Annotated in this window: 10 protein-coding genes; 5 read left to right on the top strand and 5 right to left on the bottom strand. The window is 71.7% G+C overall.

The genetic code is table 11. The features are described 5' to 3' along the window. Together GUY59_RS31475 and GUY59_RS31470 are read right to left on the bottom strand one after the other, a co-directional pair. Positions 1–1,038, bottom strand: a 1,038-nt coding sequence (locus GUY59_RS31475; protein WP_236667680.1) for a beta-propeller domain-containing protein, incomplete at its 3' end; no start/stop codon positions are given. 32 nt (positions 1,039–1,070) lie between these two features. After that, positions 1,071–3,170 (bottom strand): serine/threonine-protein kinase, encoded by a 2,100-nt coding sequence (locus tag GUY59_RS31470; protein WP_138203855.1) that lies wholly within the window; start codon positions 3,168–3,170, stop codon positions 1,071–1,073. A gap of 112 nt (positions 3,171–3,282) precedes the next feature. Here GUY59_RS31470 and GUY59_RS31465 point away from each other — a divergent pair, with 112 nt between their 5' ends. Both GUY59_RS31465 and GUY59_RS31460 read left to right on the top strand, forming a co-directional pair. Continuing rightward, positions 3,283–3,867 (top strand): TetR/AcrR family transcriptional regulator, encoded by a 585-nt coding sequence (locus GUY59_RS31465; RefSeq protein WP_138203853.1) that lies wholly within the window; start codon positions 3,283–3,285, stop codon positions 3,865–3,867. 9 nt (positions 3,868–3,876) lie between these two features. Further along, complete coding sequence (locus tag GUY59_RS31460; RefSeq protein ID WP_138203851.1) at positions 3,877–4,614, top strand: MBL fold metallo-hydrolase; 738 nt, start codon at positions 3,877–3,879, stop codon at positions 4,612–4,614. Between the two features lie 6 nt (positions 4,615–4,620). Here GUY59_RS31460 and GUY59_RS31455 read toward each other — a convergent pair whose 3' ends face one another. Beyond that, positions 4,621–5,355, bottom strand: a complete 735-nt coding sequence (locus GUY59_RS31455; protein WP_138203849.1) for an N-acetyltransferase — start codon at positions 5,353–5,355, stop codon at positions 4,621–4,623. Between the two features lie 77 nt (positions 5,356–5,432). On the opposite strand from GUY59_RS31455, the gene GUY59_RS31450 reads away from it, so the two are divergent. Together GUY59_RS31450 and GUY59_RS31445 are read left to right on the top strand one after the other, a co-directional pair. Then, positions 5,433–6,926 carry a DUF885 family protein gene (locus GUY59_RS31450; RefSeq protein ID WP_138203847.1) on the top strand — a complete coding sequence of 498 codons (1,494 nt, stop codon included), beginning with the start codon at positions 5,433–5,435 and terminating at the stop codon, positions 6,924–6,926. Positions 6,927–6,979: 53 nt separating this feature from the next. Then, positions 6,980–7,801 (top strand): SDR family NAD(P)-dependent oxidoreductase, encoded by an 822-nt coding sequence (locus GUY59_RS31445; protein ID WP_161714792.1) that lies wholly within the window; start codon positions 6,980–6,982, stop codon positions 7,799–7,801. On the opposite strand, the gene GUY59_RS31440 is transcribed toward GUY59_RS31445, so the two are convergent. Further along, positions 7,792–8,730 (bottom strand): DUF2207 domain-containing protein, encoded by a 939-nt coding sequence (locus GUY59_RS31440; protein WP_138203843.1) that lies wholly within the window; start codon positions 8,728–8,730, stop codon positions 7,792–7,794. The two genes, GUY59_RS31445 and GUY59_RS31440, sit on opposite strands and share 10 nt — an antisense overlap. 54 nt (positions 8,731–8,784) lie before the next feature. Here GUY59_RS31440 and guaA point away from each other — a divergent pair, with 54 nt between their 5' ends. Next, positions 8,785–10,374: a glutamine-hydrolyzing GMP synthase gene (gene guaA, locus GUY59_RS31435; protein ID WP_442939038.1), complete on the top strand. Its 1,590-nt coding sequence runs from the start codon at positions 8,785–8,787 to the stop codon at positions 10,372–10,374. A 14-nt stretch (positions 10,375–10,388) separates the two neighbouring features. On the opposite strand, the gene GUY59_RS31430 is transcribed toward guaA, so the two are convergent. Beyond that, positions 10,389–10,658 carry a hypothetical protein gene (locus GUY59_RS31430; protein WP_138203839.1) on the bottom strand — a complete coding sequence of 90 codons (270 nt, stop codon included), beginning with the start codon at positions 10,656–10,658 and terminating at the stop codon, positions 10,389–10,391. Positions 10,659–10,725 lie beyond the last annotated feature (67 nt).

Genomic DNA, 10,725 nt, shown 5'->3' with positions numbered 1-10,725 from the left:
GCCGGTGGGGGTGCCCGGTCTGGTGGTGGGGGCGTCCGGCAGCGGGCGGAACGGCATGCCCCACCAGCGCGGGTTGCTGGCCACGTAGAGGCTGCCGCCCGTGCCGTACACGATGTCGCCGTCGGCCGCCAGGGCGATCGGGTCGGTGCCCGCGGCGGTGACGCCCTGGGCCAGGTCGATGGTGTGCACGGTCAGCATCGAGGTGCCGGTGTAGTCGGCGGGGTGGCTGACCCGGTCGCACGCGACCGAACTCTTCCCGACCGACCCCGACGCGTCGGTGATCTTGACCTGGGGCAGCCAGGCCTCGGCCGGCGCCTTGCGTACGACCTCCTGGTTGCGCTTGACCCGCTCGGCGTCCGGGATGACCGATCTGACCTGAGGGAACGTGATGTCCGGCTGGCTGCGGGTGACGAGCCTGACCGTCGAGCCGACCATCCTCGCGTCGACGTACGTGCCCTGCGGCTCGATCGTGCTCAGTACCCTGGGCTCGCCGGCCAGATCGACCAGCACGTACCGCGTGTCGCGCGGCGGCCCGAACGAGCGGTAGGTGGCGCCGCCGCCGCGCAGCATGACCAGCGCCCGGTCCCCGGAGATCAGCAGGTCGGAGGGGACCCCGGGTTCGTCGCCGTCGGTCAGGTCGAGCGACTCGGTGACCTTCCTCGTGGCGGCGTCGATGATCCGCAGCGTGCCGTCCGTGACCGTGACGACCCGGTCGCCGTCGGTCTTGACCAGGTCGGGCTCGTCCACCCCCGCCTCGTGCACGTTGGTCGTGGAGTGTTCGGGGGCGCCGGCCGTGTCGGCCTTGGCCTCCGCCCTGGCGGTCATGGGCATGACGTTGCCGAAGCCGTACGGGCCGACGTTCTGGACGGCCTTCTCGCGCAGCCCCGCCAGCAGGTCGTCGCATCCGGAGTAGGCCACCAGGCGGACGGCGCCGAGGCTCGTCCTGCCGGGCGGCGCCACCTCCGGCGCGGAGGCGCAGGCGGTTGCCACGGTCGCCAGGGCCGTGGCGGTCACGGCCGTACGGATCAGCGTCTTCATGCCCTCCATCACGGCTCAGCGGGCGGGATGGTTCAGGAAACTCTGTCCGGATTGATGGTGAACGCCGGGCTGAAGTTGAGGTCGTCGGGCACTTCCAGCAGCTTGCGCAGCAGTTTCCCGCTGAAGTCGATCACCTGCACCTGGTCGTTGTCGTCGTTGTCCTGCTCCCAGCAGTAGAGGTGCTTCTCGTCGTAGAAGCCGAGCACCTTGTCGCAGTCGGAGGAGAACTTGCGCAGCCGCTCGCCCGACTCGGAGTCCCAGATGCAGTGGTCGCCGTCGCCGCCGTTGGGGCAGTTGGTGACGAAAGCGCCGCCCGAGGGCGAGAAGATGTCCTGCGTGCCCGCCGACATCGTGCCGATGCCGGGGAATGAGCGGGTGGCCTTGCCGGCGGCGTCGAAGAAGCGCAGGCCCTGGTTCTTCTCGTCACCATAGACGTTGACGGTGCCCTCGTCCGCGCCGTCGAAGCCGAAGGCGGTCTCGCGGATCGAGGTGTCGGCAACGTCGATGGTGGTGGCCTTCTCCGTGGCCACGTCGATGATGGTGTAGCCCAGGTGGAGCCAGTCGTCGCCGCTCTTCTTCTCGATGTTCAGCAGGATGCGGCCGCCGTCTTTCGACCAGGCCCTGATGGTGCTGATCAGCGGGTCCTTCACGGTCTTGATCGTGGTGCGCTTTCCGGAGTCCTGGTCGGTGATGACGATGAAGTCGTAGTCGTCGGAGCTGTAGCTCCTGCCTCGGTGGGCGAGGTAGCGGCCGTCGGGCGAGACCATCGACTCCCAGTTGGCGGCGTACTTCGTGAACGAGCCGTGCAGGGAGGTCCTGGCGTAGTCGATCCAGTCGTCCTTCTTCTCGTCCTCGATCTCGTAGGAGGTCAGGAAGACGGCGTCGTCGGGGTGCTCGTACAGGTAGATCTCTCCGCCGGGCAGCCGGGTCCGCGTGCCGGTGGGCGGCACGCCGGCCCGTGTGGCTCCCGGCGAGGGGCCGCGCGTCGCGGTGGTCCGCGACGGCTCGGAGGCCCGGGTGCGGGACGGCTCGGCGACGGAGGCCTGGTTGACCTGGATGGTCACGACCACGCCGGCGAGCATGAGCAGGGCGAGCCCCACCGTGACGCCGACGATCAGCGGGGTCCTGTTCCGGCGCCGCTGTTCCGGGGCGTACTGGTGGTGGGTGATCTGCCCGTGCCGCGGCCAGGGCTCTGGCGGGTACGGCGGCGGGATCGTGGAGGCGTGCGGGCCGGGCGGCCCCGACGGTTGTGCCGGGTGCGCGCCGAAGGGCGCCTGCGGCGCGGCCTGGGCGGCGGCCTCGGCCAGGATGCCGGCGTTGGGCGAGGGGCGTTGCAGCAGCCGCATGATCACCTGCTCGGCGGTGGGCCGCTGCGCGGGGTCCTTGGCCAGGCACGCGGTCACCACGTCGCGCAGCTGGTCGTCGAGCATGCCGAGGTCGGGGTGCTGGTTGAGCACGCGGTTGATCACCGCGGGCATCGTGTCGCTGCCGAACGGAGCCCGGGCCGAGGCGGCGAAGACCATCGAGCTGGCCCATGAGAACAGGTCGGCGGCCGGCCCGACGGTGTGGCCCATGATCTGCTCGGGCGCCATGTACGCGGGCGTGCCCACGACCGTGCCGCTGATCGTCGAGGTGGCGTTGAGCGCCCGCGCGATGCCGAAGTCGATCACCCTGGGGCCGTCGGCGCCGATGATCACGTTGGCCGGCTTGAAGTCGCGGTGGACGATGCCGGCCTGGTGGATGGCGGCCAGGGCGGTGGCGGTGCCGATGGCCAGCCGGTGCAGGACGGACCCCGAGCGCGGCCCCTGCTCCGTCACGACCTGGTGGAGTGAGGGCCCTTCGATGAACTCGCTGACGATGTAGGGGCGGTGCTGCTCGACGCCGGTGCCGAGTACGGCGGCGGTGCAGAAGGGCGCGACCTGCTGGGCCACCTCGACCTCGCGCAGGAACCGCTCGACGCTCACCTGGTCGCCCGCCAGGTCGGAACGCATCCATTTGACGGCCACGCGGGCGCCCGACGGGTCGTGGGCGAGATAGACGACGCCCTGGCCGCCCTCGCCCAGCCGGCCGGCCAGCTCCAGGCCGCCCAGCTGTGGCGGGTCTCCGGGTCGTAGCGGCGCGATGGATGCCATGGAAGGATTGTGTCCCCATGCCGCGCATCAACAAAAATTACCTGTCAGTAGCGATACCGAATCTTCTTCATCCCGGCACGTGCCGTCGCCGTGCTGGGTATACGCTGTAAACGTGGCAGATCCGGGTACGGCCGAGCGCATCGTGGCCGTCGCGCGGCGCATCCTCGTCGAAGAGGGCTCCGCCGCGGTCAGCATGCGGCGCGTCGGCGACGCCGCGGGCATCACCGCCATGGCCATCTACCGGCACTATCCCAACCGGGAGGCGCTGCTGCGGGCCGTCGCCAACCGGAGCGCGAGCGAGCTGGCCGCGCAGTGGCGGCGGCGCTCCTCCCCGGGGGACCTCGGGGAACGCATCTCGGCGGCGCTCGACGACTTCCTCGACTTCGCGCTCGGCGACCGGCACCTGTTCCAGTTCCTGATCCTCGACGCGTGGACGGGTGCGCGCCGCTTCCCCGAGGACTTCCGCGGCGGGCAGGGGCCGCCGTTCACCGTGCTCACGGAGCTCGTCGAGGAGGGCATGCGCACGGGGCTGCTGCGCGAGGACGACGTGCTGGAGGTCACGCTGGCCGTCACGTCGTGCGCGCAGGGCCTGGTGCAGCAGTATTTGAACGGCAGGATGGGGATGGACGAGGACGACTTCCGCGCGCTCTGCCAACGGTCGATGTGGCGGATCGTCAACGGGCTGGCCCGCGGGTAGGTGACGGCCATGGAGATTCGTTACGCCGGAGGGCCGACGGCGGTCATCGAGATCGGCGGGGTGCGCCTGTTGACCGATCCCACGTTCGATCCGCCCGGCGACTACCCGATCGGCGACCGCGCGCTCACGAAGACCGCGGGGCCCGCCTTCGGCGCCGACGCGGCCGGGCCCGTGGACGCCGTGCTGCTCTCGCACGACCAGCATCCCGACAACCTGGACCACGCCGGCCGCGCCTTCCTGGCCTCCGCGCCGCTGGTGCTCTCCACCGGCTCGGCGGCCGAGCGCGTGGGCGCGCCGGTGCGGGCCCTGCCCAACTGGACGTCCGTCGAGGTCGGGGCCGTGAAGGTGACCGGGGTCCCGGCGCAGCACGGCCCCGACGGCAGCGAGCACCTGGTGGGCGAGGTGACCGGGTTCGTGCTCGAAGGGGAGGGCTTGACCGTCTACGTCAGCGGCGACAACGCCTCGCTCGACGTCGTACGCGAGATCGCCCGCCGCGCCGGCCCCGTGGACGTCGCGGTGTTGTTCGCGGGCGGTGCCAGGACACCGCTGGTCGACGGCTACCTGACGCTGCCCAGCGCCGACGCGGTCACGGCCGCAGGGATTCTCGGGGCGCGGCACGTGGTGCCGCTGCACTTCGAGCACTGGGCACACTTCACCCAGGGCAGGGACACGGTGGAGCGGGCGTTCGCGGGGCACGGCGACCTGCTGCAGCTGCTCGCGCCGGGGGAGCGGACGCGCCTGCCCTGAGCCGGGTCAGGCCAGCGGATGGCTCACCCAGACGTTCGGCTCCACGTAGACGGCGTGGTCGTGCTCGACGTCGCAGTGCACGGGAGTGAGCGCCCCGGGCACCTCGACGTCCCCCGTACGGTCGAACGGCAGGCCGGTCCACTTCCGCCACTCGGCGAGCGTGCCCGCGATCACCATCGACCGTGGCGCCACCTTGACGATCTTCCCGCCGGCCCGTACGTGCACCCGCAACCAGGCGTCATGGGGGAGGCCGTCGGGGCGGGTGCGGAAGGCGTACTCACTCATGGGGGTGTGGGGCTCGCGGTGCTTGAGGTTGGGCCTGACCGGTGCGGCGAGCTCGGCGAAGCCCTGGCCGGCGGCGTGGCGGCGCATCGCCGCCAGCATCTTCGAGCTCAGCCCCGTGCCCTGCAGGTCGCGCCGCACGGTGATCTCCAGGGCGGAGACGGCGTCGGGGCGGGCGCCGCGCTCCCGGCCCGACCGGATCACGCCGTCCCAGCCGTCGTCGGGCAGCTCGGACCCGCCCGCGACGAAGGGGATCATGCACGCCCGCGCCACCAGCCGGCCGGGCTCGGCGTCGTCGTCGGCGACGAGCACGTAGTCGGCGTAGGTCGTGGTGGCGACCGGGTAGAACAGGTCGGCGATCGGGTCGTTGAGCATGAACTCCTGCCACGTGTGGTCCATGTCCCACAACGTCGACGCGAACTCCGGACGCTCCGCGAGCGTCGTGATCTGGAGGGCCATGCGGTCCAGTCTCGCATTCCGGTCTTTAGGGACGCGCGCCATCAAATCCGCCAAGTGCCTGCGCTAGCGTCGGCAGCATGACCGATCTTGACCCCAGACTGCGTGCCGTCGCCGACCTGATCGTGTCCCAGGCGCGCGAGAGCGGCGGCAGGCACGAGTACGACGGCCGAATCCAGGACCTGTCGCCCGACGGCGTACGCGCGGGACTGGACCGGCTCGGCGAGGGAGCCGCGCCCGCCGACCCGCACGACGCCCGGCATGTGGAGGTGTTCGAGGAGGGGCTGCGCACCGAGTACGGCGAGCTGGCCCTGCACCGCGGGAACCCCCTGGTCCACCTGTCCAACCTCGACCTCGCCTGCTACGACCGCGACTACGCCCCGGCGGCCGAGCGCGCCGCCGCCAGGTCGGCCCATCTCGCGCTCTGGCCGGACGCCGTGGACAACGCGATCGAGGCGCTCGACCGGATCCCGGCCCCCGTCGCGAAATCCCTGGTGAACACCGCCAAAGGCCTGGCCGTCGGCGTCACGGACGAGACCGCGCTGCGGGCGCACGGCAGGCTCGTCGCCCACCTCCAGCGCGCGGCGGACGAGGGCGACCCCGACGCGGCGCTCGGCGGGGAGGCCCTGAGCAGGCTGATGGGCACGGCCGACGGGCTGCCCGTCGACCTCGGGAGGCTGGCGGAGCGGGCCGACGCCGAACGCGACCGGCTCATGGCGCTGCTCACCGAGTCCTGCGCCAAGCTGGGCGAGCGGGACAGGCAGCCGCTCGACGTCGTACGCGAGCTGGTCAAGGACCACCCCGACGCCGACGGCGTGATCGAGGCGGCCAGGATCGGCACGGAGAAGGCCATCGCGTTCACCCGAGAGAAGAACCTCGTGCCCTACCACGACGGCGAGTGCCTGGTCGGGCCGGCGCCCGAGTCGCGCCGCTGGGCGATGGCCATGATGTCGTGGAACGCGCCCGGCGAGCCCGAAGGCCCGTCCTGGTACCACGTCACCCCGCCCGACCCGAGCTGGCCGCAGCGGGACCAGGAGGAGTGGCTGGAGGTCTTCAGCCGCACCACGCTGCCCGCGATCAACGTGCACGAGGTCGCCCCCGGCCACTTCTCGCACGCGAGGGCGCTGCGGCGGGCGCCGTCGGAGGTACGCAGACTGCTGCAGTCGACGGCGTTCATCGAGGGCTGGGCCCACTACGCGGAGGAGCTCTGCGTCGAGGAGGGCTTCGAGGCCGGCGACCCCCGCTTCGAGATCGGCGTGTGGCTGGAGGCGCTGATCCGCGTCACCCGGCTGGCCTGCGCGATCGGCGTGCACACCGGCCGGATGACGGTCGAGGAGGCCGCCGGGCGGTTCGTCTCGGACACCCACCTGGCCGGCCCGGCCGCGACGGCGGAGGCCGAACGGGCGTCGTTCGACCCGACGTACGGCCGCTACACCTACGGCAAGCTGCTCATCCGCGATCTGCGCGAGCAGGCCCGCGGGCAGTGGGGCGCCGGCTTCACCCTGCAACGCTTCCACAAGGCGCTGCTCGATCTCGGTTCGCCGCCTCTGGGCTTGATCGCGGGCATCCTGTAGCGTCTGGTGATCCGGAGCACCCCTGCAGAGCCGGTCGCTGAGGAGGTCTGTCCGTGCGCGAGCTCTCCGGCAAGGTCGCCGTGATAACGGGCGCGGGCAGCGGCATCGGGCGGGCGCTGGCCCTCAGGTTCGCGGCCGAGGGCATGACGCTGATGCTCGCCGACGTCGACCACGGCCCGCTCGCGGAGACGGCCGCGCAGGCGGGCGACGCCAGGGTGCTCACGCAGATCACCGACGTGTCCGACGCGTCCTCTGTACGCCATCTGGCCGACCGGTGTTTCGGGGAGCTGCGGGCCGTACACGTGTTGTGCAACAACGCGGGCGTCTTCCAGGGCGGCCACCTGTGGACCCGCGGCGAGGAGGACCTCGCCTGGCTGCTGGGCGTCAACCTGTGGGGCGTGCTGCACGGCATCCGCGAGTTCGTGCCGCGCATGATCCAGCAGGACACCGAGGGGCACATCGTCAACACGGTGTCCACGGCGGGGTTGTTCACCTCGCCGGGGTCGGGCGGCTACTCCGTCAGCAAACACGCCGCGCTCGCCGCCTCCGAGGCGCTGGCCCACGACCTGGCCGCCGCGGGGTCCAAGCTCCGCGTGACCGCGCTCTGCCCGGGCGCGGTCAGGACGCGCATCGCCGAATCGGGGCGGCTACGCCCTCCGGGCCTGGCCACCACGCCGAGCTCCGACGAGGTGGCCGTGCAGGAGGCGGTGAGCCGGGCGGCGGAGCGCGGCATGGAGCCGTCCGAGGTCGCCGGCCTGGTGGTGGAGGCCATCCGTGAGGAGCGATTCCTGCTGCTGACCGACCCCGAGCACGCCACGCGGCTGCGCCGGCGGACCGAGGCGCTGCTCACCGGGCGGTTACCGCCTCACCACTGACGTTCGTGGGCCAGCAACCGCACCACCGCGCCGCTGCGCGGCCTGACCAGCAGGCGTACGGAGTCGCCCGGCAACACGTCCTGGTAGAGGCCCTGCTTGACGCGGAACGCGATGGCCTTCTCCGAGCTGCCGTCGTGCACCGCGATGTGGTAGGAGTTCTCGCTGTCCGCGTGGGCCTCGACCCAGCGCTTGACGACGTGGCCGCCGATCTCCTGCCGCTTGGCGCCCTGCGCGACGGTGGCCGCGGGCACGATCTCCACGCCGTGCCAGCCGCTGCCCGTGAAGATCCACTCCTGCTGCGGGTTCACCTCCACCTGCCCCGGCCCGGCGACCTCGCGCCCAGCCGGGGTCAGCAGGAACCCGCGGCCCGCCAGGAGCAGCCCCGACCCGGCCACGAACGACACCATCGTCGCGATTATCCCCGGCCACGACAGGCCGGCCGCGGCCACGGTGGCGAACCACGGGACCACCAGCCCACAGGCCAGCAGCACAGGAACGAGCATGCTCGACCAGCGCCGCCGCGCCAGCCCGAGGTCGATCGCGCGCTGCCGGACCAGAGGAAGGAACTCGCGGTCGAGCACCTGACCGTCGGGCATGAGCGCGATCACCGGGGCCCGCGGAGCCCCGCCCATCCTGGCGCTCGCCTGGTCGAGCACCCACCGCTCGTACGGCAGCAGCGGCTCCTCCCGGCGCGGCGTGAGCGACAGCCGGTCGCCCTCCACGACGGCCCACCCGCGCCCGGCCAACTCGAACAGCGCCGAATGGAACACATCCTGCACCCGCATGCCGCGTAAGAGCTCCGCCACGGGGGCGGGCGCCGGATAGCGCGGCTCCCGCTCCGGGGTCCTGTCGCGACCGGACACCTTGAAGGCGGCGGCCAGGGTGGCGACCCACAGAGCCCACGTCGTCGCCGGCCAGACAAGATCCATTCTCCTGTGTTAGCACGAGAGCCGGAGCCAGGCCAGGCGTAACGCACAAGGCCGATAGACTGTGGTCACCGCGTTCCGCCTTCTGGAGGGTCTTCAGTGTCTGAATTCGACACGGTCTTGGTGGTCGACTTCGGCGCGCAGTATGCGCAGCTCATCGCCAGGCGGGTGCGCGAGTGCCACGTCTACTCCGAGATCGTCCCCTCGTCGATGCCCGTCGAGGAGATGATGGCGAAAAATCCGAAGGCGATCATCCTGTCCGGAGGTCCCTCCTCGGTCTACGCCGACGGCGCGCCGCCCGTGCCGCACGGGCTGTTCGCGACGGGCGTGCCGACGTTCGGCATCTGCTATGGCTTCCAGGCGATGGCGCAGGCGCTGGGCGGCGAGGTGGCCCGCACGGGCGTCGCCGAATACGGTGGCACCGCGCTCGACGTGCTGCAGGAGGGCGTCATCTTCGCCGGCCTGCCGAGCGCCCAGACGGTCTGGATGTCCCACGGCGACAGCGTGGCCGCCGCACCCGAGGGGTTCGCGGTGACCGCCTCGACCGGCCAGACGCCGGTCGCCGCCTTCGAGCACCCCGAGCGGGGCCTCTACGGCGTGCAGTTCCATCCGGAGGTGCTCCACTCCGAGCACGGGCAGGCGGTGCTCAGGCACTTCCTCGAAGCGGCCGGCTGCCGCCCGTCGTGGACCATGCTCAACATCGTCGAAGACTCCGTCGAAGCCGTGCGTCGCCAGGTCGGCGACGGTCACGCGATCTGCGCGCTGTCGGGCGGCGTCGACTCCGCGGTGGCTGCCGCCATCGTGCAGCGCGCCATCGGCGACCGGCTGACCTGCGTCTTCGTCGACCACGGCCTGCTGCGCAAGGGCGAGGCCGAGCAGGTCGAGCGCGACTTCGTGGCCGTCACGGGCGTCAAGCTGCGCGTGGTCGACGCCGCGGACCGCTTCATCAAGGCGCTGGAGGGCGTCACCGACCCCGAGGAGAAGCGCAAGATCATCGGCCGCGAGTTCATCCGCGTCTTCGAGGACGAACAGCGCGCCATCATGGCCGACAAGCCCGTCGAGTTCCTCGTCCAGGGCACGCTCTACCCCGACGTGGTCGAGTCGGGCGGCGGCACCGGCACCGCCAACATCAAGTCCCACCACAACGTCGGCGGCCTGCCTGACGACCTGCGGTTCACGCTGGTCGAGCCGCTGCGGGCGCTGTTCAAGGACGAGGTCCGCCGCGCCGGCGAGGAGCTCGGGCTGCCCGCCGCCATGGTCTGGCGTCAGCCGTTCCCAGGCCCCGGCCTGGGCATCCGCATCGTCGGCGAGGTGACGCGCGAGCGCCTGGAACTGCTGCGCGAGGCCGACGCGATCGCCCGCGAGGAGTTGTCCAGGGCCGGTCTCGACCGGCAGATCTGGCAGTGCCCGGTGGTGCTGCTGGCCGACGTTCGCTCGGTGGGGGTGCAGGGCGACGGGCGCACCTACGGGCATCCGGTGGTGCTGCGTCCCGTGACGTCGGAGGACGCGATGACGGCCGACTGGGCGAAGGTGCCGTTCGACGTGCTGTCCCGCATCTCGACGCGGATCACCAACGAGGTCCGCGAGGTCAACCGCGTGGTGCTCGACGTGACCAGCAAGCCCCCCGGCACCATCGAATGGGAGTGACCCGGTCCCGCTGCTCAGGGCGCGGATGACCCGCTCGCGCCGGCACCCGGAGGAGGCGGGCAGGGCAGGCCGCCGGTCAAGGTGTCCTCCGGGGCCAGCGCCAGGTTCGACTCCCTGACGTAATAGCGCCGCAGTGGCGATGTCTCGTGCAGCAGCCGGTGCACATCTCTCGCCACCAGCGCCAGCGCCGCGAGACCCGCGCCGGTGAGCAGCAGGTCGGCTGCCCCGGCCACAGGGGAGTCCGCCACCGGCGTCAGCAGCACGGCCAGGGCGAGGGTGTTCACCAGGCTCCGGCCCGGCCGCCGGGACGGCGCGAAGACCCCGTGAACGTGCCCGAGCCCCGGGGGGTGT

It is taken from the genome of Nonomuraea sp. K271, assembly GCF_009908215.1.
Lineage (GTDB): Bacteria > Actinomycetota > Actinomycetes > Streptosporangiales > Streptosporangiaceae > Nonomuraea > Nonomuraea longispora.
Note: the sequence above shows the minus strand (reverse complement) of the source record. Positions and strands in the feature narration are given on the sequence as shown.

Coding starts and splice junctions, on each gene's coding strand:
- GUY59_RS31470 (WP_138203855.1), bottom strand. CDS start 3,170: ATGGCATCCATCGCGCCGCTACGACCCGGAGACCCGCCACAGCTGGGC.
- GUY59_RS31460 (WP_138203851.1), top strand. CDS start 3,877: ATGGAGATTCGTTACGCCGGAGGGCCGACGGCGGTCATCGAGATCGGC.
- GUY59_RS31455 (WP_138203849.1), bottom strand. CDS start 5,355: ATGGCCCTCCAGATCACGACGCTCGCGGAGCGTCCGGAGTTCGCGTCG.
- GUY59_RS31450 (WP_138203847.1), top strand. CDS start 5,433: ATGACCGATCTTGACCCCAGACTGCGTGCCGTCGCCGACCTGATCGTG.
- GUY59_RS31440 (WP_138203843.1), bottom strand. CDS start 8,730: ATGGATCTTGTCTGGCCGGCGACGACGTGGGCTCTGTGGGTCGCCACC.